The following is a 23936-nucleotide window of genomic DNA, read 5'->3' on the forward strand; positions in this document are numbered from 1 at the left end:
CGGTAATATGATATAAAGCTGTTAGAGACCACTTGCTTTTGTGTGCTTTGTTGGATACGTGCGAATTTTCGGTGGGGTATAAGTCTGCATGAAAGTTAAAATCTGCGCTAAATTATCTGAAAAGAGTAGTTTTTTGCGATCAGTTTTTGTTAAAAATTCATTGGTAGTCATGACGTCAAACATTGTGGCTAGGGGGTCGTAATAATGAGCGACATTGTAAAAAGCACAGGGATTGTCATTGTCACCGAGCCGCGCCCAAGAGAAAGCTTCGATAATTTCTTCAAGTGTTCCTGGACCACCAGGAAGGGCGATACAGCCATCAGCCATGGCTAACATAGTTTGTTTGCGAGTTGACATATCAGCAACAACGGTCAAATTTGTTAATTGATCAAACGCAGCACCACGATCAACAAGTTCTTGGGGCATGACGCCATCAACTTGACCGCCTTGATCTAAAACTTGACGCGCTAGTACGCCCATTAAACCGACACCGCCGCCGCCGTAAACTAGACTTAAATCATGGGCTACTAAAAAGTTGCCTAAATCAACTGCTGCTTGACGATAAACAGGATCATTGCCTGTTGAAGCTCCGCAATAAACTGCAATTTTTTTCATTCTAATTAAACCATCCATTATTTATTTTAATTAATTTTTATCTTAACATAAAAGTCGTTTCTGAAAGTTTAAACATGATATCCGTTTAGACGAAAGCCCATCGTTTGAAAAATGGTATATTTTATGCTATTCTAATAGTTGCTCATTTACGGGGATGTTACGGATTCGACAGGCGTAGGTGAGCGTGGATTGCGATTCGTAGGTTACGTCTACGTAAAAACGTTACAGTTAAATATAACTGCTAAAAACGAAAATTCTTACGCTTTAGCTGCCTAAAAGTAGCTTAGTGTGATCCCGCTGACTTCTCCCAAGGGTTAGATTTTGGGGTCTCAAATTAATTGGGATACGTTGTTAATTGCCACTTGAGGTTAGTAAAAGAGATTTGCAAGTTAGCTTTTACGTGTTAGCTCTGATAGATGGCGCTTCGTAATCGCGAATTTTTAAATGGTCTATCTATGATCGTAGAGGTCTGCGTGGCAATGCGTCTGGACAGGGGTTCAACTCCCCTCATCTCCATTCCCGTAGTTTCATCAAATCAATAAGCCTCAAAATGTTGTTCAATCAGCATTTTTAGGCTTATTTTTTAGATAATCAATGCCTAGCTTATCTAATTTGGCTATCATTTATTGCTGCAAAATTATTTTAACCATTTGTGCATTATGAAGAGATTAAGCATTAAAAGTATGAGACAAAGCGGCACGAATATGATAAGTAAATCGCCTGAAGCAGGTGGCGTGAATTGTACTAGCAGATAAGTCAAACCGACAAAGGATAGGATTCCAAAACATAATCCGGGGACATAAGTTTTTAGGTATAGAGCCTGGAGCACGTGCCCAATAATATGTAGATTATAAGCAATGATTAGTGCAATAAAGAAGACGGATGAGTTATTAAAATAACAAATTGCACCGACGATTAAGATGAGTAAGTACTCCTCCAGAACTATCAGTGCAAAAGCACGTGGGGGAGTTTTAAGATACTGCTTCAATTTTTGAGGTATTTTTTGAAAGTGCACGAGCTTCTTTTGATACCAACTCGGCATATAGGCGAGTTCTTCAAGTTCATGAAGCATAAATAAAATTGGAAAAGATAAATATAAGATGGCATTATTCAAAGTATCGCCTCGAGCTTTTTGACTTATATTATAGCATTTAATCTATTGATAAATAATTTTTAATAAAAGTAGAATAGTATCACTTAAAACAAAAGCCCAAGAACGAAATCATCTTTTTCTCAGGCTGTAATATTAAATTTTGAGTCGCTGTAAAAATTATGAGACTATTTTAAATTGAGTGCACGTTTAATATATGTTTTGAAGCTAGTGGGTTCGCGACCAAGTAACCAAGTCAAAGTCTGTGAATTGCCGTCTAAGCCCCATTTAGTGTAGGAGGCGGCCAAATGTTTAAAACCTTCACGGAAATATAAATCAGTTGCCCCAATTTGATCTAAGAAGTCGATGACAGGCACATATTCTGCTGTTGCTCGCTGACCAGTAACTTGGTTAAACATACGAACTAAGTCATTGGGTGAATAAGCAGGCGTCCCCACGAGTTCATATGTGCCCTTATCGAACTTCTTAGGATCTGAAAGCACTTTAACAACAACCTGGGCAATATCTTTGGTATCTACGTAGGCAACTTTACTTTTGATATCATAAAAAATCTGATATTTATGGGTCTCTGCTACTTTTTTAGGGTCAAAGTTATGCATATAATGCATTGGTTGTAAAATTGTATAAGGAAGTTGATCAGACATACCTTTATAGATTAAATACTCTTCAACATCACGCTTAGCAACATGCTGCAATAATGAGGTCAAGATTGGGTGAATGACAGAGATGAACACGAATTGCTTGATATTTCGTTTAATCGCAATGTCTATCATTCTTTTACCGATCAGTGTCTCTTCAGAAGAAAAGAGTGGGGGAATATAAACAACTTGATCAACTTTTGATAATAAATAATTGAGGAAATTTAGATCTGTCAAATCGCCGGTTTCAGATGCTTTTATACCTGATAAGTCATGAACGGCTGGATTGAGATCGGTTGCGAGGACGTCTAACCCTTTATTTACGAGAAAATCAACAACAATACGACCGGTATTACCGGCTGCTGAAGTCACAAGAATCATGCAAACATCCCTTCTTTCTCCATGATTGTAACATCAGTCACAAAGTAAATGCAAATGCATTTACTTTGACTAGTTTAACTGCTAGAATCTGGAGTAGAAGGGTGGTTTTATCATGAAATTAACAGGGAAACATATTGTTGTTACTGGTGGGACAACTGGAATCGGTTTTGCTTTGGCACAAGCTTTATTAGCTAAGGACAATGACGTACTTGCGGTGGATTATAGTGAAACAAACATTCGTGAAGCCAAAGACAAATTACCAAAACTTAAAACAATTAAAGCGGATTTGAGTGAACCAGCAAGCAGAGAACAATTGATGGCAAAATTAGAGATGGTTTTTCCTGATTATGATATTTTGATTAATAATGCGGGCATCCAACGTTGGATCAATTTGCAGAATAGCCATCAAGATTGGGCTTACTATCATCAGGAATTGGCAATCAATTTTGAGGCACCGGTTCATCTGTCTATGTTGGCTATTGATCATTTACGTCAATCGTCTGAAGCAGCTATTATTAACATCTCTTCTGGTCTAGTCATTAATCCTGGTGCTTGGGTGCCATTATATACAGCTGGTAAAACAGGTGTTCATGGTTTCACACAAGCTTTGCGGTTACAACTTCAAGACACGGATATTAAAGTATTCGAAGTGTTTCCACCGGCTGTTAATACTGGATTGGGTGGTACTGGAGAGCACGAGTATGGCGTTTCATTAGCGGAATTTATTCCTGCCGTTACTGCTCAGATTGAGAACAATCAGTTTGAGATTACTTATGGTACTTCAAGGACACAATATAATGCTTCAAAAGAAGTTAATCGACAGACCACTCAAGAAACGTGGGATATGTTCAAAAATAATTCTAGCTTTTTACAAGCTTAAAGAAACTTAATAAAAATGGCCGAAACAGTAAGTTTGTTCCGCCATTTTATTTTTAAATATATTGAAATTATTCTGGAGGTCGAACTATGACACAAGCAAATACTTTTGACCTTGTACAAAAGGTTGCCATCTTAAACCATGAACTGACAAATTACTTGAACACTTTGATCGACTTTCCGGGTATTAGTGCAAATAATTATTTTTATTTGATGAAATTGTATCAGGAACCTGGGATCACACAAAGTGATTTTAAAGCTTTAGTACAATTGAATCAGAGCACGGTGACACGGGCAGTTAATGCTTTAATAAAGCTAGGCTATATTCGCCAACGACCAACGAAAGACCGGCGTAGTCAGAAATTATTTCTAACGACTTCTGGACAAAAGGTTGCTGAAGCGTTAATAGAATTACTTCAACGAATCAATCAAGACTTACTATCAACAACTAATGTTGATGCACGTTTAATGCAAATTCGCCTACATTTACGGCAAATTCAATGTCGATAAAAGATACCCAAACCATTCCGGACACCTACGCATACAAAAAACTACCACGTAGAGTTGGGGCTACGGGTAGTTTTTCAGATTAATAGACGCTAAAGGCAACGTTTATTAATCGTTTCGTGATGAATGGTGCAAGTAAGGTGTTTGCAAGCGATAATTTTTGGGAAGAATCAGATATTCATCACATGATGAATTTAACGGATATCAGGGAAAAAGTAAAGTAGTATTGATCCTAATAAAAGCCCATTAAACCAACATTTATGGCTAGATAACATCAAAATTGAACTTGGTTTCGTTATTTGTAAGTTGATTTTTTCAGTACGAATTGTTCAATCTTCAGATACTAGAACTTCACCAGCTCTAGGTCCAGCATCGAGGGTATCAATGCGCGTAATTCTCAAAACGGGAACCGTAAGCGGCCGTTTCAAATCATGGGTCTGCGCAAATTGAACTGCGTCTTGAAAGATGTGGTCATCAGTATGCAATTCAGTTTCACCATGAAAGCGATAGCCGCGCATGGTTACCTTATTTGCCACGGCGATGATCAAAATACCATTTGCCTGAAGATTTTGATAGTGCTGTTTACCGGTTCGTTCATAATAACCGATATGCTGATCGTCTAGGGCATACACGGAAATCTTAGGTCCAATATCTGGATAGCCGTGTGCATCAACCGTGGCAATATATGCTAAGTTCTCTTGAAGCATTTGCTTCATATCCGCTGTTAACTTGATCATAAAAACCTCCATTAAATGTGATTTTAGAGTAGAGGTTAGATAGATATACCATTCAACCTCTTGGTCAAATTAACATATCAGCTTCTAAAAATATGAATATAATCGCAATTCGAAACATTTTTACGTTTTTGTGCTTTATGCCAAGAGCTGTTTTAAATCAACTAGCTGTTCATCAAAGTAACTTTGGTCATTTTTGATAATTGTTGGCAGGCTGGTGATGCCATTCTTGGCAACTTCGGCCGCAATTTTATTGGCAACTTGTTCACGCTGGGCATAAGGTGTTAAGTGGTAAGTTTGCGTCATATAAGCAGCAACTTGATCTAAAGGCTCCTGCCGCAAATCGGCCTGCTGGTGATAGATGGTTTGTATCAGTGGTCTCATTTTATCCGGCTGATGATAATCAATGAAACCATTAGCCACGTTTCCATTTAATAGTGAAGGCTTATCCTTGTTCCAAAATTTGAAATGCGCGCGCAATTGACCGTTATCAATAGCAGCAAATAAGTCGGCTTCATTAGCTAGAAACCATTTTTGCGTGTCGCCGCAGCCTAGGTTAAAGATGAATGTGAGTTCATTGGGGGCGGTGGGTGCGCCATAGTTCAAAGTGAAATCATCAGCATAATTAAAGTTGAATTCCGTCAAAATGAAATACCTCATTTCTAAAAAATAATTGTGGTCAATTTAATTAAATGTATTCTATTTTAGGAGCGAATGCAATTTTTTAGTTTGGGTAAAGTTCTGCTACAAATGCAAACTAGTAGTACAATCAACTTAACACCATAATTTTTATTATGTAGAAAGGGAGGATTTTATGAAAATAACTGAAGGGTATATGCCCTTTCATGAATATCAAACTTACTATCGGATTGTCGGTGAACCTAGTGACAAGGCTCCGCTGCTATTGATTCATGGTGGACCGGGATCATCCCATAATTATTTTGAACTATTAGATGATTATGCCCAGACCGGCCGGCAATTGATCATGTATGATCAAATTGGCTGTGGTAAGTCTTCCTTACCAGAGGATCCAGGACTTTACGTTAAAGAAACTTGGGCAGAAGAACTGATTGCATTAAGACATTACTTACATTTGGATGAAATACATATGTTAGGCCAGTCTTGGGGCGGCATGTTAGAAATGTATTATCTCACAAATTTTGAACCTAAAGGTATTAAAAGCGTCATGATCGATGGTTCACCTGCATCAATTAAGCTTTGGATCCAAGAACAGCATCGGTTGATCAAGTACCTAAGCTATGAGGATCAGCAGGCCATCGCTGAAGCTGAACGTACGGGCAACTTTACCGGGCCAAAATATTTAGCGGCAAATGCACGCTATATGGAACGCTACTGCTGGGATGAACCAGACGAAAACTCACCCGAGCCATTACGTCGACCAACCAATGGACAGCGCGCCAGTTTGATTGCGGAGGGGCCGAATGAATTTACCGAAAACGGGACACTTAGTGATTTTGATGTAACCGATCAACTTAAAAATATCCATGTGCCTGTTTTGGTGACTAATGGCACGGATGATTTATGTACGCCGCTAATTGCTAAGTCGGTCTATGACCACATTCCTAATGCAAAATGGCATTTATTTGCCAACAGTCGTCACTTGGCTTTGTTAGACCAACATGACGAGTTTATTCAAGTATTGGATCAGTGGCTGCATGCCAATGATTAAGAATTAAAGCCTACAAATAATGATAAAGTGAGATGTTTTTCTTGAAGAAACAAAAAATTGGATCCTGTACAACGATGTTGGTGGGTAAAGATGCTAGTATTGATGGCTCAACTTTAATTGCTCGCAGTGAAGATGGGGCTGGCGATGGTGCCAATCCCAAGCGATTTGTCGTTGTGAATCCTACTGATCAACCTCGGGAATATCACTCTGTTTTAAGTCCGGTTGTTTTAAATTTACCAGAGGATCCGTTGCGTTATACATCGACGCCAGAAGCTGATTTGAAGTCGGGGCTTTGGGCGGCGGCCGGTATTAATAGTGACAACGTAGCCATGTCTGCAACTGAAACGATTACGACTAATTCTCGAATTCTTGGTGTTGATCCTTTAGTTGAAGATGGGTTAGGCGAAGAAAACTTTGTAACGATTACTTTACCTTATATTCACTCAGCTAGAGAAGGGGTACAACGCTTAGGTGCTTTATTGGAAGCCTATGGGACCTACGAATCTAATGGCATTGCTTTCTCAGATCAAGAGGAAGTGTGGTATTTTGAATCCATTGGTGGGCATCATTGGGCCGCCATCCGTATTCCAGATGATGCTTATGTGATCGCACCAAATCGTTTCAATATTGATCATTTTGATTTTGATTCTGACGATACTTTATTTGCCGCAGACCTGCCAGATTTGATCAACACGTATCATTTGAATCCTGACCCTGATGAGGTGAATTTACGGCATATTTTTGGCAGTGCGACCGTTAAGGATACACATTATAATAATCCGCGTGCTTGGTTTGGACAGCAATATCTTAATCCTGAGATCAAACAAGATCCATTTGATCAAGATTTACCGTTTATTTGTCATACAGCGCATAAAATTACTGTGGAAGATATGCAGTGGATTTTATGTTCACACTATCAAAATACAGTTTATGATCCATATGGTATTAGCACCGAGGCACAACAAAAATTACTACGGCCGATTGGCATCAATCGTAACCACGAGACACATATTTTACAGATTCGTTCAGATGTACCAGCGGATATTGCTGGTATTCATTGGTTGGCATTTGGTCCGAATACATTTAACGCTTTGATTCCATTTTATGCTAACGTAACGGACACGCCGGCCGCTTATCGGGACACCCCTAAGAATTTTGATTTACAAAGTGTTTACTGGCTTAGTCGGGCGACGGGTATTTTTGGAGATACCAATTACGACTTATACAGTGACTTGGCTGATCAGTTTAAACTTCACGTGGTCGCTGATTGTCGGTATATTCAAAAATTAGCCGATGCAGAATTTGATCAGCAAAAAGATATTTCGGCATTTTTGCAAGCACAGAACCAAAAAATGGCTGATTTATATTTCACTCAAGCTATGGCATTGTTCGGTAAAATGACTGAATTTGGTGCCACAAAAATGAAATTGCGTTATAACTTGAATGATTAGGTTATAAATTTAATTCAAAGGCATCGCGTAAAGGATCTATCTTGTCAGACACTAACACTTGGCCGCGTTTTTGAAAGCCAAAATCAGCAATTAAGTGTTGCATCGGCTGGTTCACCGCATGTGTGTCAATACGAAAATTATGATATTTTTGGGCTATGCCTAATGACAGTAGATTTGAAAATAAGAACTTACTTAACTTTTGTCCTCGGTATTGAGCGCTAATGGCCGTTCGATGAATGACTGCATAGGGTGCGTCCGCGTTTTGCCAAGTGCCATTTTTTAAATGGGCGTAGCTGGGATCTGGTGCAAAGACTAGGGCACTGTAACCGACAACTTGATAATTATGCATTAACACATAGCCATTATGTTGATCGATGTCTGCTTGTATATAATCCTGATTAGGATGACCATCTTGCCACTGAGGATTACCAGCTGCTTTTAGGAAGACTTTAGCTTCGTGGATAATTTGCAAAATGGCTGCCATGTCTTGTTGTTGTGCAGATCGTAGATAGATTGCTGGCATAGTTCTCACTCCTTGCCTGTTATTATGATCTATCATAGCACTAGTTATAATTTGGCTAAGGCGCAGAACAAAGAAAATGTTATAAAATCTTCAAAAAATTGTAACAATATAGATGTTTTATGATTTAATTAGAAATGATACAATTTACAAGTAGACCACCATACAAGGTGGGTTCTATAGTCTTATGGCTGGAATGTTATCCTAGGTAAATGTTCAGTTTATAAGCAAAAGCACAGCTACTTCCGATACCAAAGTAGCTGTGCTTTTTTAGTGCGCCCGGCATGGGCGCTAACTTGGTGGTGAAAGTCCACTATAGACCGTAGTAGTCGGAACTATTAGTTGAGGACAAGGGTGTCCACCGTGAGGTGGAATCTGAAGGAAGTCTAAAGCAAAGTGCTGAACCAATGAACAAGAAGTGGCTATAAGGCTGTTTGCAGTGGATAAGGTTGCTAAACAAACTGAAGTCCCATACTACTCGAAACTGTACGCAGTAAAGCCAATGGTTACATGGCACGAAAGTTAGCGTTCTTACCCGGGGAGGTCTGTATCATACGTTCCCGACAAGAGAAACGGAAAGTTTCACAGGTACAAACTAGGCAGTGATGTCTAGCTGAATGATACAGAAGTCAGCCGAGGCCATAATAGTTGTCCTTTGGACAACGAAGGGCCGAACTTTAACAATTCTCGTCAAAATTGGAGGTAGAAATCATGCAACAATCGCAGAAAACAGAACCATGTTCTGGTCACCGGCGGATGGTAGACCTGGAAGGTCAAGAGCAACCCGGGGCGCGTAGTGTGATTTCCGGTGAAGATAAGATGTGGAATGGCGTTTCATTTCAAGATTTAGTTTTGTCCCGAGATAATTTGAATCAAGCTTACCTTAAAGTCAGAAGCAACAAGGGTGCAGCGGGTATTGACGGTCTAACTGTCGATGAGCTGTTGCCTTATCTGAAACAACATCGTGATGAGCTAATCGCATCACTGCGTGATGGCAGTTATCAACCATTACCAGTTAAACGAGTCGAGATTCCAAAACCGGACGGCTCCAAGCGCAAGCTCGGGATTCCAACGGTGGTCGATCGACTTGTTCAGCAAGCAGTCGCTCAAGTGATGTCGCCAAGGTTTGAAAAGATATTCTCGGATAGCAGTTTTGGTTTCCGACCCAATCGAAGTGCTCATGATGCCATCAAACGGGTCATAGCGCTGTATGACCAAGGTTATCACTATGTGATCGATCTTGACCTTAAGGCATATTTCGACACGGTCAATCATGATTTACTGATGAAATTTGTCGGCCAATATATCGATGATCCCTGGCTATTAAGACTTATTCGTAAGTTCTTAACGAGTGGGATTATGAATGGAGGCCTGTTTGAAAAATCAACTCAAGGTACGCCGCAAGGTGGAAATATCTCGCCATTATTGGCGAATATTGACCTTAATGAGTTGGATAAGCTGCTCATGGCCAGAGGCCACCAATTTGTGCGCTATGCGGATGATTGTAATATCTACGTCAAAAGCAAGCGTGCGGGCTACCGCGTTTTGGCCAACGTGACTCGATTCTTGGAAAAGGACTTGAAGCTAACGGTCAATCAAAAGAAAACTCGCGTTGGCTCGCCCTTGAGATTGAAATTTCTAGGGTTCACTTTAGGTGTGAGTAAAGGCAAAGCATATGCCCGACCGCACAAAGTTGCCAAAGAACGTATCAAACAGGCCTTAAAGCTAATCACAAAACGGAACCGTGGTGTTAGTTTAGATGTCATCTTTAATGATATTGAGCGCAAAATGCGCGGCTGGTTACAATACTACAGTATTGGGCATATGAAGAGTTTTCTTAAAGCGCTAGACGCATGGTTGCGTACAAGGATTCGGCAGTATATTTGGAAATCATGGAAGAAAACCAAAACGAAGTTCCGAAATCTTAGAAAGTTAGGGGAATCGGTGTCAGAAGCACGAATATTCTCTAATACCCGTAAAGGATATTGGTACACCGCACATACTGGTGTATTGAAATATACCCTAACAAACGAAAGACTGGAACGCCGTGGACTTATCAATCTGTCCATAACGTACCAGTCTATTCAGAAACGCTTAAGTTATTGAACCGCCGTATACGGAACCGTACGTACGGTGGTGTGAGAGGTCGACCCGTTAGGGTCTCCTACTCGATTAACTATTTTTCTTTCATAGCAGCTTTTAATGCAAGCGCTAATGGGCTTTCGCCAGGATCATCAGCTTGATTGACCTTTTGCATTAATTTGCGGGTTTCATGTTTATTCATTTTTTGGCTGCGCTGCTTTTTTGAAGTCATTTTTTCAGTCGTGCCATCGTATTTACAACGGAAATAAGGCCCATTTTTACCTTCTAAAATTTCCATCTTACGGTGACATTGAGGACAACGATGATTGGATACTTTAGGATCTTTCCGCCGTCGATAATCACATTCTGTATTTGTGCAGACATAGAATTTGCCCGTCTTTGTGTTGCGCTCGCGTAGAGGACTGCCACATTTAGGACAGATCTTGGTTGTAATAGCGTAATCTTTATACTGGGCATCAGACTGTTTGATTTCTTGAACTAAACGTTTTGTATCTTGTTCGATAGCTTTGATGAAAGCATTGGATTTTTGGCGACCCTTGGCAATAGCTTCCAATTGTTTTTCCCAGCTGGCAGTTAACTCTGGTGATACGAGTGAAGGATTAACCAATTTTAATAATTGTTTACCCTTCGGTGTCACAACTAAATCATTGTTTTGCCGGGCCGCTAATTCAGAATGTAGTAATTTTTCAATAATTTCCGCCCGTGTTGCTGGTGTCCCAAGATTGTATTTTTCCATTTGGGCGAGCAGCGTGCCATCACTTAGTAACTTTGGTGGTGCTGTCAAAGCCTTTTTGATCTGAAATTTTGGTTTCGTGATTTGTTGCCCATTTTGCCAAGCAACTGCCTCGGTTTGATCTACTGTCTGCCGTTGCCAACCAGCTTGTTTAACGATTTGGTGTTTGAATTTGAATTGCTGATCCCCAAATGTCACAATTGCTGTTGTTGTGGCGGTGATATATTTGGCTGCAAACAAGCCGAGAAACCGTTCAACAATCAGCTGATAAATTTTCAGTTCATCATTAGATAATTTATCTAAGCGTGGCCGTTCTTCTGTTGGAATTAAGGCATAGTGGTCCGTCACTTTCGCATCGTTAAAAACAGCTGGCTTAGTTACTTTGGCCCCTTGTTGTAAATATTTTTTTGCATCCGGTTCAAAAGCAGCGATTGCTTTTAGTCGCTCAGGTAACGTTGTTAAAATATCCTGCGGTAGATATTTGGAATCCGTTCTTGGGTAACTCACGATTTTGTGAATCTCGTACAAACTTTGGATCAATGATAGTGTTTTTTTAGCCGAAAAGTGGTACTTATTGCTTGCCATTAGCTGAATATCGGTTAGATCAAAGGGTAGTGGGGCTGATTGGCTGTTTTCTTTGACCGTGACACTAGTGACCCGCCCAGGTTGTGTGGCTAATTGATCGATACAGGCTTCAGCTTGGTCGTGTGTTTTAAACGCCATTGGGTGCTTGGTAAGCATGACGCCAGTTTCATTTTGAATTTGCAAAGAGACGGTATAGTACGTTTGCGGTATGAAAGATTCACGCTTTTGCTGTGCTTGGTTGATCAAGTTCAACGTTGGTGTTTGTACCCGGCCAGCATTCAAATTATCTTTGTACTTTGTGGTTAATGCCCGCGTAACATTGAGTCCTACCAGCCAGTCAGCTTTGGTTCGCGCTAGTTCTGATTCATAGAGCTGATCATATTTTTGCGCGGGTGCTAAATGCTTGAAACCATCTTTAACAGATTTAACAGTTTGCGAAGAGATCCAGAGGCGCTTTAGCGGTTTATTAAACTTGACCCATTGTAGGATCCAGCGTGCTAACAATTCGCCAGCGCGGCCAGAATCGGTGGCAATGATACCAGCTTTAATATCTGAGCGCTTTGCTAGTTGACCAATTGCTTTTAATTGCCCCCGTGTTTTGGGCAACGGCTTTGTCCCGATATGTTTTGGTAACATCGGTAATGGTTCGAGAGCCCATTGGCGCCATTCGGGGTTGAGATCTTCAGGCATTTTAAGTGTTAATAGGTGGCCATAAGCCCAGGTGACGACATAGTCTTTACCTTCATAATAAGTTTTATGTTTATCAGTTGCGCCAATGATGTGGGCAAGATCTTTGGCAACACTCGGTTTTTCAGCTAGTACTAAGGTTTTAGCCAATAAAAAGACTCCTTAATTAATCTAATAGTGGTCAATATAATTTAAAATTCTAAAAAAAGCATACATAACTATTAAACTAAATACTGCTAAAGATAGCAAATATTGCGATTATTGACCGATTTATCCCTATCTTGGCATAAAAATTCACGTCAATATCAAACACACTGTTTATTGGCCTATCATCGTCGATAATCAAACCTAACATCGGTAGTGATTGCGATTTTTATTGCGACATTCATGACTTCAGTTGAGATTACGATCGTGACAACAGCGTTACCGACAATTGTAAGTGAACTACATGGTGTGGCCCAACAAAATTGGGTATTTTCGATGTACTTACTGACCACGGCAGTCACAACGCTAATTTATGGCAAATTAAGTGATTTAGTGGGCCGAAAGCCTATATTTTTGTTTGGCACCAGTTTGTTTATTATTGGATCAGGACTTTGTGGGTTTGCACCCAACATCATTGTTTTGATTATTTTTCGGGCGGTGCAAGGAATTGGTGCAGGTGCGGTCATGCCCGTTACATTCACGATTATTGCCGATATTTTTCCGTTGGAAAAGCGTGCCAACGTTTTGGCATTGAATAATACTGCTTAGGGAATCTCTGCTTTGATTGGACCATTGATCGGTGGCTTTATCGTTGATCGGTTGAATTGGCATTGGGTATTTTTCATCAATTTGGCTTTGATCAATCAAACGATTAATGCCGCCGCCCAACCACGACTGTCAGCGTTGGTACGGCAACATTTAGATTTGGCATTTTTAAATGCCTTTCATCATGTTTACTGTTTAGCCTCAGGATTGTTTTTAATTGTAATCCTATTAAATATTTCGGACCCACTGAAACATGTTCTAGTTTCCCCGAAGTAGTTTTAAGCATAGCGCTACTTGTTTGAAAATTTTTGACAAGAGCGCTATTTTTTGATGGCTTGATTGAAATAAGAAAAGATATAACGGCTGTTATGAAATTAAATTCCCTGTAATAAAGTGTATATGATTATTTATTGAAATAATATTTCAAAGATGCTAAACTAGTATCATCATGAAAGCGATAGCAAAAAGAAGGTGAAACATGTTAGGCTTTTCGATTTATTTAGACCGGCCCATCAATGGCGCGCAGCAGGATTATATTCAAACAATGGCTCAGGCCGGATTTGTACAGATCTTTACCTCACTTCATATTCCAGAAATGGTTAATGAAGCACTGGCTCAACGTTTTTTGGATCTAGCTCAGGTATGTCAAACAACGAGTTTAAGCCTGATGGTGGATGTTGATGCCAAAACATTCAAACATTATCGCCAAATTTTAGAGCAAGCAGCAACTTATTGCCAGCTGAAACTTCGCTTAGATGATGGTTTTGGTACTGAAGAGATGGTGCACTTAGCGCAGCAATGGCCAATTGTCTTAAATGCCAGCACTCTTACGGATGAATTATTAACAGGATTTATTGAACATGGCGGCCAAACGAAGTCTTTAAGTGTGGGTCATAATTTTTATCCTCAACCCTATACGGGTTTAGATAGCAATTGGTTTCAACAACGCAATCGTTGGTTAAAACAGCGAGCGCTAAGCATTAGTGCTTTTGTTCCTGGTAATGGCTCCTTGCGAGGGCCTTTATATCAAGGTCTACCAACGTTAGAACAGCAAAGGCATCAGGACCCGTTGTTGGCAGCTAAAGCACTATTTGACCAAATGGTAGATGATGTTTTCATTGGGGACCCGCAATTAGTGTCTTCAACGCAGCTGGCTTTTAAGCAATACTTTCAAGCACACATCGTTAAACTGGAGGTTCAACTTGTTTCAAGCAAGTGGCGGCAGGTACTTGGACAACATATTTGGCATAACCGACCAGATGTCGCTGCTGAAGTGATTCGATGCCAAGAAAGCCGGCAATTGAATCAGCAAGCAACGGTTTTACCCGAACATTGTATTGCTCGACAAACTGGGGCTATCACGATCAATAATCAACTTTATGGTCGTTATCAAGGCGAGATCCAAATTTGTCGTACAGAACTTCCCGCAGATCCGGCAGTTAACGTGATTGGCCAGTTAACTCCGGCAGCATGTGATTATCTGGCCCTTATTGGCAGTCGCATCGGCATACAATTGCAAATATAAAATGGAGGCTATCATATGATTAATTTAGGTAAATTAACAACGGAAACACGGAACCAAGCCACAATGAATTTAGACAAAATGACCACAATGGATATTTTAACTTTAATGAATCAAGAAGATCAAAAGGTACCACAACACGTTCAAAAAGCGCTGCCCCAGATTAACGCTGCCGTGACAGCAATTACAGATAGCTTTCAGCGTTCCGGCCGTCTATTTTACATCGGTGCCGGGACCAGTGGTCGGCTTGGGGTACTAGATGCAGCCGAATGTGTACCTACGTTTGGTACAGATCCTGAAATGGTTCAAGGCTTAATTGCCGGTGGTATGGCAGCGATGACCGTTGCCGTTGAGGGTGCAGAAGATTCGCAAGAATTAGCCGTCAAAGATCTGATGGCACAGCAACTAACGGCTAATGATACAGTTGTTGGCATTGCCGCAAGTGGCCGAACACCTTATGTGATTGGTGGATTAGACTATGCCAAAAAGATTGGCGCACATACGGTTTCGGTGGCTTGTAATCAGGATGCAGTGATCAGCCAACATGCTGATATTGCTATCGAAGTTCCAGTTGGGCCGGAAGTTCTAACTGGTTCGACAAGATTAAAGTCAGGTACCGCACAAAAATTAGTTTTGAATATGTTGTCTACGGTTTCAATGATCAAGATTGGTAAGGTCTACAAGAATTTGATGGTGGACGTTCGGCCAACAAATGATAAATTGGTGGAACGCAGCAAACGCATTATTATGCAAGCAACTGAAGTGGATTATGAACAAGCAAGCCAAATGTTTCAAGCAGCTGACGGTAATGTAAAATTAGCAATTGTTATGATTCTCACAAAGCTATCCAAGTCGGAAGCTCAACAACGCTTGCAGGCAGCGAATGGTTTTGTTCGGCAGACGCTTAATTAATGTGAATTGGAGGAATGACTCATGTCCACAGATAAAGTACAACGTATTGCGAATGAGATTTATCAAAATGTTGGTGGCCCTGATAATGTTGATAAACTGATTCATTGTATGACCCGTGTTCGAATGACTATCAAAGATCCTTCCAAAGTAGATCTAACTGGCTTAAAAGCGATTGATGGGGTCATGGGTGTGGTGGAAGACGACACACTACAAGTCGTCGTTGGTCCGGGAACAGTAAACAAAGTGGCGCAAGCAATGGTGGATCAAGTTGGGGTAGAATTAGGTGAACCATTCCCAGCAAGTGCTAGCGCAACAAGTACAGCAACCGACCAAGATTTGGTCAACCAAAAAGCAGCTGAAGTTAAGGCTGCCCAAAAAGCCAAGCAGAAGCAGACACCAATCAAGCGGGCGTTAAAATCAATTTCGAATATTTTTATTCCTTTAATTCCTGTATTTGTCGGCGCAGGACTGATCGGTGGGATTGCGGCCGTTTTATCTAATATGATGGTTGCTGGTCAAATTGGCAACAATTGGTCTGAATTGATCATGGTCTTGAATGTGATCAAAAATGGGGTCTTTGCTTATCTAGTGATTTATGTAGGGATCAATAGTGCGCAAGAATTCGGGGCAACCCCAGGTTTAGGCGGTGTGATCGGGGCGGTAACTTTGTTAAACGGCGTAACGCCCAAAACACCGCTGCATAACATTTTTACTGGTCAGGATTTAGTTGCAGGCCAGGGTGGTATCTTGGGTGTGATTTTTGCGGTTTGGGTATTGGCACTTGTGGAAAAGAGACTACACAAGTGGATTCCAGATTCGATTGATATTATTATTACACCAACACTAACGCTATTATCGATTGGTTTATTTACGATTTTTATTGTGATGCCGATTGCCGGTGTGATTTCTGATGGACTGGTAGGGGCGATTTCTTGGATTCTAAACGTTGGTGGCGCCTTTTCTGGCTTTGCGTTGGGTGCGCTCTTCTTGCCAATGGTTATGTTTGGGTTACATCAGATTCTGACGCCGATCCATATTGAAATGATCAATAAAACTGGTATGACACCGTTACTGCCAATTTTGGCAATGGCTGGGGCTGGACAAGTTGGCGCAGCTTTGGCGCTTTGGATTCGCTGCCGGCGCAACAAACAACTGACTAATTTGATCAAAGGGGCTTTACCTGTTGGTTTCTTAGGCATTGGGGAACCGTTGATTTACGGGGTCACGCTACCACTTGGGAAACCATTCATTACGGCTTGTATCGGTGGTGGTATCGGCGGTGCAATCATTGGCGGTTTAGGTAATATTGGTTCTATCGCTATTGGGCCTTCTGGTTTGGCATTGGTTCCTTTGATCAATAACGGCCAGTGGTTAGGCTATGTCTTCGGGTTATTGGGTGGTTACGCTGGCGGTTTTGTGGCAACTTACTTCTTTGGGATTCCTAAAGATGCCATTTCAGATGAAGAGCCTAAAGCCGCTCCAGTTGCGACAGATAATGCAGTTGATTTTAATGCAGCACCTGCTGATAATGTGGCTTTATCTGAAAATACGATTTATGCGCCTGTCAAAGGTCAAGTTGTACCAATCAAATCTGTTAGTGATGAAATGATGGCGACAGAAGTTATGGGCAAAAGTATGGCTATCGTTCCTGATAAAACATCCGCAATTTATGCACCAATTAGTGGTAAAATTACTTTTATTGCCGACACTGGTCATGCAATCGGTTTTACCTCTGATCAAGGTGAAGAAGTGATGATCCATATCGGTATTGATACAGTGAATTTGGCTGGTAAACCTTTCCAGATAAATGTTGCTGTTGACGATCACGTAACTCATGGACAAACAATTGGTCAGGTGGATTGGCAGCGAATTATTGCAGCCGGATTAGATCCAGTAACCATTACGATTGTCACCAATAGTCCCCAGTTTGCCATCGAAAAACAAACTCTGAACCAAGCAACGACATTTAACACTGCTTTGATGACACTTAAACCGAACCTGGCTTAAAAAAGGAGCTGATAATACTAATTATGAAGAGTGTCTTATATCAGATTCGTCAGGATATGGCATCATACACAAAGTCCGAGCAAAAAGTGGCCACCTATATTTTGCATCAGCCCGAGCGCGTGATTCATATGAGTGCTGAAGAATTAGCTCAAGCGGCAAAATCTAGTGCTGCGTCGGTAACACGTTTTGCCAAATTGATTTGTGAAGAGGGCTTGCCTGGCTTAAAAATTAGATTATCAGCTGAACAGTCAATGGATACGGATTTATACGATGAAGTGGCGCCTGATGACGATCTAAACACGTTAAAAAAGAAAATGCTTTTTCGAACGAGTCAAGCCCTGCACGCTACCAATGACGATTTAAGTTCGGAAGCAATTGCGCAAGCGGTGGGTCTGTTGCAAACGCATCAACAAATCAATATCTTTGGTATTGGCGCTTCCGCATTGGTGGCTGGTGATCTTGTGCAGAAGTTATTGCGTATTGGCAAAAGTGCCTTTCAAACCACCGATGTTCATTTATTTAGCAGCAGTTTACAGTCGGTGTCACTGTTAGTTCTGATTTCTAATTCTGGTGAAACGGCTGAAGCATTGAAACTCGCTGCTTTGGCTAAAACTAAGCAAATCCCGATTCTGGCAATCGTGGGGGATACCCTGTCCACATTAGCGCAGCAAGGTGATGTCGTTTTGACGCATGATCATAGTGGGGAAGGATTAGCTTTGAGAACAGCAGCGACGACCTCACTAATTGCACAATTATATGTAGTCGACATTTTATATTATTGTCTGTTACAAACGGATTTTGAACATTATTTACAAATGATTCGTGATTCTCGACAAACAATTAAACAGTTTTTTGATTGAATCTAGTAACATCAAGAGAGTGAGAAAAAAGGCGCTCAGCACCTGAGAACTAACAAGAATTGCGAAAAATGGTGGGCTTGCCATTTGAGCCATTCTTGGTTAGGTAAGGGTGTTGCCTTTTGGAACACGTTAAAATTTAATTGTTCGTAAACACATAGTGGCTGAAAACAAAACGTTAGTTTTGTCCCAGCCACTTTTTATGCTCGTTAATTTTAATGATTGGTATAGCCGTGTTTATGTTATTTAGTCGTGTCATATATACAGCTTCAGCTTGAGATGAAATTTGACCAATCATTGCGATAGCAACAATAACACTCGATTTGAACTATTAATCCAATCTAAAGCCATAGCTCTTTTTGATTTTGATTGTTGATTTATTAAAATATTTAAAATACTATGCTAACAGTAATTACATTATCTGAATTCATGAGCAAAAATAAGTAACACCAATTTTAATCGAATCGTCAACTGTGAAAATGTTACTTTTATTAAGTCGATATGTCATTGAGATTGTCTTGTGTAAGCGGTAAAAGTATAACTGTAGGGTTGTGTCATTGGTAATTACTTCAATCTTGAAGTGGTCGATCATAGTAACTGTGAGATGACCCTTCGTGTTGTCGTTTATGATTGAGCGCGTGAGACAAAAAGCGTTGCCTTTGGGTACACGATTAAAAGTACTTGTAACTATCGTGTAGATCAAAACATTAGTTTTGTCCAACTGCTCACTCAATCTGAAAGCGCTTGTTTTTCGCAGACAGGATTTTAATCAAAAAGGAGTAATCAATTTGAATTCACGCAATGATTTTCTCAAACCAGGTAGTGACAAAGAAACTTTTGTCAATTCACCTTATGTGACTGAAATGCGTAAGATCACCAATGAATTGTATCGTCATGGCTGGGACGAACGGAATGGGGGCAACGTCAGCTATCGCTTGACTGAAGCTGAAGTCAGTGCTTATAGCGATGTCCATCAAGTTCTCCGCAATATCCCCATCGACTTTGATGCCAGTGCTTTGAAGGGGACTTACTTCTTAGTCACCGGGACTGGCCGCTACTTCAAGAACGTCATTGATTTTCCAGAACGAGATACGGGCTTAGTCAAGATCTTCCGACGATGGTCATAGTGCCGACTTGCTCTGGGCTTCAATGATGGCGGCCAACCTACCAGTGAATTTCCATCACATTTGATGACGCATATCCAAAGATTAAAGCAAGATCCAGATCAACGGGTAGTCATGCATTGCCATCCAACGAATCTGATCGCCATGTCTTTCACTGTCCCTCAAGACGAGAAGACATTCAGTCGGATCCTTTGGAAGATGCAGGCTGAATCTATCGTCGTGTTCCCTGAAGGCTTGGGGATCCTGCCTTACATGACACCAGGCACGAATGAGATCGGTCAAGCAACGGCTGATAAGATGGCCGATTTTCGGGTCGTGATGTGGCCGCACCATGGTATCTTCGCGGCTGGAGATTCCATTGACGAGACTTATGGTCTGATCGAAACTGTCGAAAAGGCAGCTCAGATCTATACTACGATCCAAGCTCAAGGCGGCGAATGCCTTGCTGAGATCTCGGATGCGGATCTCGTCAAGTTGGCGAAACGATTTGATTTGACACCTAATCCTGAATTTATGACTGGGAAAACCTTAGAGACAGTTAGATAGTTATTTAAATAAATTGAATTCATTTTGACGCTGAATAGATTATATTCAGATTGCTGATATGGAAAAGACTTGAAAAAACGCTGATTCGTTTCGCTTTCAAGTCTTTTTTTGACAGCATTATTTTTAAAATGATACTTTTACTTTACCGATAAAAAACATATAATATTACGTAAGTGTTACAAATAAGGGAGGATGTAATATGAGTGTAAAGAAAAAACTGTTATTTTTAATTGTTGGACTGATTTTCGTACCTTTTGTGAATGTTGTGCATGCTCAATCTGCTGAGACAACGGTGCCAGCAGCTACAACCAATCATAAGCCAGCCGATAATATTATTAGTGGGGCTGTTGTTGTAACAAATCCTGAAGGTGCACAGGTGTATCTTGATGATGCGCTGACAATGCCAATTGCTAAAACGTTACCCATGAATGGTGAATCCTGGGCAGCGCTGATGGCCTATAAACTGGCAGATGGCGCAACAAGTTATTTAGTTGCACCTAGTGAATGGGTCAGCAGTAAAGATGTTTCTTTTTCAGATATTCGGCCACTGTATAATACAGTACTATATGTCTACCATGGCATGTACACTGAAAACGGGCACTATTTAGGCGGTCATACGGCTTGGAAAGTCAGCAGTGTTAAAGCAATTAATCAAAACTACGGCAGTTACCGTTATTATTTTGGCAATGGCGATAGTGTGACTGGAGACCCTTATTTTGATCTCGCTGTTTTTAGTACACAAGAGGGCGATTTTGCGGGTACATTTGTCGTTGATCATACACATTCAGCAGCACTCATAGACAGTGATGGTAAAGTGACACGTCAGTTGGCACCAGGCAGTAGTTGGCGTATTTTGGACGCTAAATTTATTGACGGCCATAGTTATTATCGAATCGGTACTGAAAATGAGTGGATCGAAGATACTGCCGGTTGGGTGCTGTAACATCTAAAAAAATGACGCGATGACTTTATTGTCTATCTACGTCATTTTTTTACGGTAAATTTTGTTATGATACATATAGATATTTATGACAGTATTAGGTGTTTGGAGGTGTTCTGAACAGTGATTACAATTGCAACTTTATTACCGTCTGAAGCAGCACAGTTTCTAGCTTTCTTACAACAGTTAGACACTGAAACGGACAAGATGTTACTTGAACCTGGCGAGCGCGACCGACATATAGAAACGAGCGTGTAAAAATTCAAAATACAATTGATCAAGGCGGTATAATACTGGTTGCCAAGGTGCAACAGCAAATCATTGGCTTTCTAAGTGCCAATGTTTCTAGTGTACAAAAGGTACAACATATCGCCCATCTCGCCGTCGGTGTGCTGCAAGCGTTTCGCCACCAGCAGGTCGGTAGGCACTTGTTTGCAGCTTTATTTGAATGGGCAAAGCAGCATCAAATCAATCGTTTAGAGTTGACGGTAATGGTCCATAATCAAGCAGCTTTAGGTCTTTATCATAAAATGGGATTTAAAATTGAAGGGCAAGGAAGCGATGCGATTTTTCAACATGTCCATTGTGAAAACGAGTTTTACATGGCTAAAATATTGGATGAATAAGGTGATTTCTTGGCAAGTTATATCCCGCATTATCAATCCCGCTTTAAAAAGCATTTGCAGCAAATGATTCGTAATGGTCATTTTAAAAAGGCAGAATTTGAAACATTGATGCAATTATTACTGCAAGGAAAACCTTTACCGGAGCAGGCAAATGATCATCCTATCTCAAACCGAAAGCACCAACGCGCCTTTTTTGTGAAACATAGCTGGTTGGTTATTTATCAATATAATGGCAACATAATTCGATTCTTAGATGTTGGCCGGCATGGCGAAGTATAGTAAACTAAGGCAGAGTCAATTAAATATTTTAGTATTGGGGCAGAATAATGACTGAAACAAAGCAACTCATTCACAAAAGTTTACGGATCGAATATTTTTCAACGGCATGGATGTTTTTTGAATTTGTCGTTGGTTTTTATTCAGGCTTAAAAGCAGGCTCTATTTTATTGATTGCTTTTGGTTTGGATAGTTTTTTGGAAATCATTTCCGGCAGCACTTTGATTTGGCGCTTGAAAAAAGAAGCCAATGGTCATGAACAAGCTGAAATAGCGGCGGCTGAACGACGGTCTTCGCTGATCGTTGGCATTATTTTATTGTTATTAGCTGTTTATGTCGTTGCTGTATCCATTTTTAACCTGATGACACGTCAAGCTGCTGACCGTAGTCTTTCGGGTATTGCCATTGCAATTGCGTCGGTAATTTTAATGCCAATTTTGACCATTAATAAGCGCCGGTTGGGCAAAGCACTACAGTCGGATGCGTTAATTGAAGATGGCATGTGTAATATCACTTGCGCTTATATGGCTGGTACTGTTTTAGTTGGCGCAATTTTAACAGCTTGGCTCGGTTGGTGGTGGGCTGATTCTGTGGCCGCTTTAGTGTTGGTTTATTTTATTGCCAGTGAAGGTTGGGAGTCTGTTCAAACTGGTCTTGGGCATGATGATTAAATATTTAATAGGCACAAAAAAGACAGGTGGCTGACTAGCAAACCTGTCTTTTTTACGCAACAATTATGCGCTTGTTCCAGACCACAATTTAACGGGTAAAATGTATTCCGTTTCTGTAGGTTCATTATTCATACGCTGACCTAAAACCTTAACTGCCTGTTCAGCCATTTGTGCCGTTGGTTGCATAATGGTGGTTAAATTAGGCATTAATTCGCGAACAACCTGGGTACCATCATAACCGATGACCAGAAAATCTTTTGGAACTTGCCGGCCTAGTTTTTGGGCAACGTTCATAATCAATGCAGCATCTACATCATTAGCTGCAAAGACGGCTTCAACCTCTGGATGTTCCTGAAAAATTTTTTCAAAAATCTCTTTTTTCGCTTTGGCTGAAATATTAAAATCCACCGTGTAGGTCAATGGCTCTAAGTTATGGGCCTGCATGGTGCCCTCATAAGCAACGCGCCGCCGCCGTGCTGGCGTTTCTAAGTCAATAGGGCCGTTTGTATGAATGATGTGTTTGGCACCTCGCTGGATCAAACGCTCAGTGGCCAGCTCACCGCCACGATAGTTATCAGACTCAACGATCGGAATGTCGGCATTCATGATGCGATCAATCGCAACAATTGGTAAGTTTGCGGTATCATATTCCTTAATGCCCTGATTATGCGTGCCTACGATCAGACCATCTACTTGTTTGATCAATAATTGGTCTAAGTAGGCAGCTTCTTTTTTAGGGTCATTCATTGAATTGCCGATGAGTACTTTGAAACCCTGGCGGTATAAGTTTTTTTCTAAAGCATCTACGAGTTCACCAAAAAAAGGATTGGCAACTGTGGGAAATAATAGGCCAATCAAATTTGTTTGACTTTTGTATAATTGCCGTGCGACGACATTTGGATGATAATTAAGCTCACGCATGGCGGCGTATACTCGATCAATGGTCTTTTGACTTAAATAACCGCGTTTATTGAGTACGCGGGAAACAGTTGTTTTGGATACTTTTGCCAGTTTGGCAACGTCCTCTAATTTTGGCGTCATGACTTACGGCCTCTATCTAAAAATGATGTATTT

The 23936-nt window shown here is 40.7% G+C and carries 22 protein-coding genes, 1 other RNA gene and 2 pseudogenes; 17 read left to right on the top strand and 8 right to left on the bottom strand.

What is annotated here, in order from left to right; all coding sequences use genetic code 11:
* Window positions 1-21 precede the first annotated feature (21 nt).
* Window positions 22-615, bottom strand: coding sequence for a TIGR00730 family Rossman fold protein (locus ACNAN0_RS05085; RefSeq protein ID WP_416354049.1), 594 nt, complete (start codon window positions 613-615; stop codon window positions 22-24).
* A 150-nt stretch (window positions 616-765) separates the two neighbouring features.
* On the opposite strand from ACNAN0_RS05085, the gene ssrA reads away from it, so the two are divergent.
* Window positions 766-1134: a transfer-messenger RNA gene (ssrA, locus tag ACNAN0_RS05090) on the top strand.
* Between the two features lie 118 nt (window positions 1135-1252).
* Here ssrA and ACNAN0_RS05095 read toward each other — a convergent pair.
* Both ACNAN0_RS05095 and ACNAN0_RS05100 read right to left on the bottom strand, forming a co-directional pair.
* Entirely contained in the window at window positions 1253-1729 is a 477-nt protein-coding gene (locus ACNAN0_RS05095; protein ID WP_416354050.1) for an HXXEE domain-containing protein, read from the bottom strand.
* Window positions 1730-1893: 164 nt separating this feature from the next.
* On the bottom strand, window positions 1894-2745 hold the full coding sequence (locus ACNAN0_RS05100) for an SDR family oxidoreductase (RefSeq protein WP_416354051.1): 852 nt from the start codon (window positions 2743-2745) through the stop codon (window positions 1894-1896).
* A 112-nt stretch (window positions 2746-2857) separates the two neighbouring features.
* Here ACNAN0_RS05100 and ACNAN0_RS05105 point away from each other — a divergent pair, with 112 nt between their 5' ends.
* Both ACNAN0_RS05105 and ACNAN0_RS05110 read left to right on the top strand, forming a co-directional pair.
* A complete protein-coding gene (locus ACNAN0_RS05105) occupies window positions 2858-3625 on the top strand; it encodes an SDR family oxidoreductase (RefSeq protein WP_416354052.1) in 768 nt (255 codons plus the stop codon).
* An 86-nt stretch (window positions 3626-3711) separates the two neighbouring features.
* Window positions 3712-4131 (top strand): MarR family transcriptional regulator, encoded by a 420-nt coding sequence (locus ACNAN0_RS05110; protein ID WP_416354053.1) that lies wholly within the window; start codon window positions 3712-3714, stop codon window positions 4129-4131.
* Between the two features lie 326 nt (window positions 4132-4457).
* Here the strand turns inward: ACNAN0_RS05110 and ACNAN0_RS05115 are convergent, their stop codons facing one another.
* Window positions 4458-4865: a pyridoxamine 5'-phosphate oxidase family protein gene (locus ACNAN0_RS05115; RefSeq protein ID WP_416354054.1), complete on the bottom strand. Its 408-nt coding sequence runs from the start codon at window positions 4863-4865 to the stop codon at window positions 4458-4460.
* 135 nt (window positions 4866-5000) lie between these two features.
* Window positions 5001-5507: a thioredoxin domain-containing protein gene (locus ACNAN0_RS05120; RefSeq protein WP_416354055.1), complete on the bottom strand. Its 507-nt coding sequence runs from the start codon at window positions 5505-5507 to the stop codon at window positions 5001-5003.
* Window positions 5508-5676: 169 nt separating this feature from the next.
* On the opposite strand from ACNAN0_RS05120, the gene pepI reads away from it, so the two are divergent.
* Both pepI and ACNAN0_RS05130 read left to right on the top strand, forming a co-directional pair.
* A complete protein-coding gene (gene pepI, locus ACNAN0_RS05125; RefSeq protein WP_416354056.1) occupies window positions 5677-6552 on the top strand; it encodes a proline iminopeptidase in 876 nt (291 codons plus the stop codon).
* A 41-nt stretch (window positions 6553-6593) separates the two neighbouring features.
* A complete protein-coding gene (locus ACNAN0_RS05130; RefSeq protein ID WP_416354057.1) occupies window positions 6594-8003 on the top strand; it encodes a C69 family dipeptidase in 1410 nt (469 codons plus the stop codon).
* Between the two features lies 1 nt (window position 8004).
* Here the strand turns inward: ACNAN0_RS05130 and ACNAN0_RS05135 are convergent, their stop codons facing one another.
* Window positions 8005-8526, bottom strand: coding sequence for a GNAT family N-acetyltransferase (locus ACNAN0_RS05135; protein WP_416354058.1), 522 nt, complete (start codon window positions 8524-8526; stop codon window positions 8005-8007).
* 708 nt (window positions 8527-9234) lie between these two features.
* On the opposite strand from ACNAN0_RS05135, the gene ltrA reads away from it, so the two are divergent.
* Window positions 9235-10629, top strand: a complete 1395-nt coding sequence (gene ltrA, locus ACNAN0_RS05140; protein WP_416354059.1) for a group II intron reverse transcriptase/maturase — start codon at window positions 9235-9237, stop codon at window positions 10627-10629.
* 70 nt (window positions 10630-10699) lie between these two features.
* Here the strand turns inward: ltrA and ACNAN0_RS05145 are convergent, their stop codons facing one another.
* Window positions 10700-12781: a DNA topoisomerase 3 gene (locus tag ACNAN0_RS05145; RefSeq protein WP_416354060.1), complete on the bottom strand. Its 2082-nt coding sequence runs from the start codon at window positions 12779-12781 to the stop codon at window positions 10700-10702.
* Window positions 12782-12991: 210 nt separating this feature from the next.
* On the opposite strand from ACNAN0_RS05145, the pseudogene ACNAN0_RS05150 reads away from it, so the two are divergent.
* The 11 genes and pseudogenes from ACNAN0_RS05150 to ACNAN0_RS05200 all read left to right on the top strand — a co-directional run.
* A pseudogene (locus tag ACNAN0_RS05150) lies at window positions 12992-13474 on the top strand (MFS transporter); the annotation flags it as partial.
* A gap of 385 nt (window positions 13475-13859) precedes the next feature.
* Window positions 13860-14906, top strand: coding sequence for a MupG family TIM beta-alpha barrel fold protein (locus ACNAN0_RS05155; protein ID WP_230914527.1), 1047 nt, complete (start codon window positions 13860-13862; stop codon window positions 14904-14906).
* 15 nt (window positions 14907-14921) lie between these two features.
* Complete coding sequence (murQ, locus tag ACNAN0_RS05160; RefSeq protein ID WP_230914528.1) at window positions 14922-15815, top strand: N-acetylmuramic acid 6-phosphate etherase; 894 nt, start codon at window positions 14922-14924, stop codon at window positions 15813-15815.
* Window positions 15816-15836: 21 nt separating this feature from the next.
* A complete protein-coding gene (locus tag ACNAN0_RS05165) occupies window positions 15837-17822 on the top strand; it encodes a glucose PTS transporter subunit IIA (protein WP_230914529.1) in 1986 nt (661 codons plus the stop codon).
* Between the two features lie 23 nt (window positions 17823-17845).
* The gene (locus tag ACNAN0_RS05170) at window positions 17846-18682 is read left to right on the top strand and encodes a MurR/RpiR family transcriptional regulator (protein WP_230914530.1); all 837 of its coding nucleotides are present in this window, start codon (window positions 17846-17848) and stop codon (window positions 18680-18682) included.
* Between the two features lie 860 nt (window positions 18683-19542).
* A pseudogene (rhaD, locus tag ACNAN0_RS05175) lies at window positions 19543-20349 on the top strand (rhamnulose-1-phosphate aldolase).
* Between the two features lie 199 nt (window positions 20350-20548).
* The gene (locus ACNAN0_RS05180) at window positions 20549-21292 is read left to right on the top strand and encodes an SLAP domain-containing protein (protein WP_416354061.1); all 744 of its coding nucleotides are present in this window, start codon (window positions 20549-20551) and stop codon (window positions 21290-21292) included.
* 120 nt (window positions 21293-21412) lie between these two features.
* Window positions 21413-21547: a hypothetical protein gene (locus ACNAN0_RS05185; protein ID WP_269073949.1), complete on the top strand. Its 135-nt coding sequence runs from the start codon at window positions 21413-21415 to the stop codon at window positions 21545-21547.
* 2 nt (window positions 21548-21549) lie between these two features.
* Window positions 21550-21915, top strand: a complete 366-nt coding sequence (locus ACNAN0_RS05190; RefSeq protein ID WP_330166094.1) for a GNAT family N-acetyltransferase — start codon at window positions 21550-21552, stop codon at window positions 21913-21915.
* Window positions 21916-21924: 9 nt separating this feature from the next.
* Entirely contained in the window at window positions 21925-22194 is a 270-nt protein-coding gene (locus ACNAN0_RS05195; RefSeq protein WP_269073950.1) for a type II toxin-antitoxin system YafQ family toxin, read from the top strand.
* Window positions 22195-22241: 47 nt separating this feature from the next.
* On the top strand, window positions 22242-22862 hold the full coding sequence (locus ACNAN0_RS05200; protein WP_230914533.1) for a cation transporter: 621 nt from the start codon (window positions 22242-22244) through the stop codon (window positions 22860-22862).
* A gap of 63 nt (window positions 22863-22925) precedes the next feature.
* On the opposite strand, the gene ACNAN0_RS05205 is transcribed toward ACNAN0_RS05200, so the two are convergent.
* Window positions 22926-23903, bottom strand: coding sequence for a LacI family DNA-binding transcriptional regulator (locus ACNAN0_RS05205; RefSeq protein ID WP_230914534.1), 978 nt, complete (start codon window positions 23901-23903; stop codon window positions 22926-22928).
* Window positions 23904-23936: the final 33 nt, after the last annotated feature.

It is taken from the genome of Agrilactobacillus fermenti, assembly GCF_047943045.1.
Classification (GTDB): domain Bacteria; phylum Bacillota; class Bacilli; order Lactobacillales; family Lactobacillaceae; genus Agrilactobacillus; species Agrilactobacillus fermenti.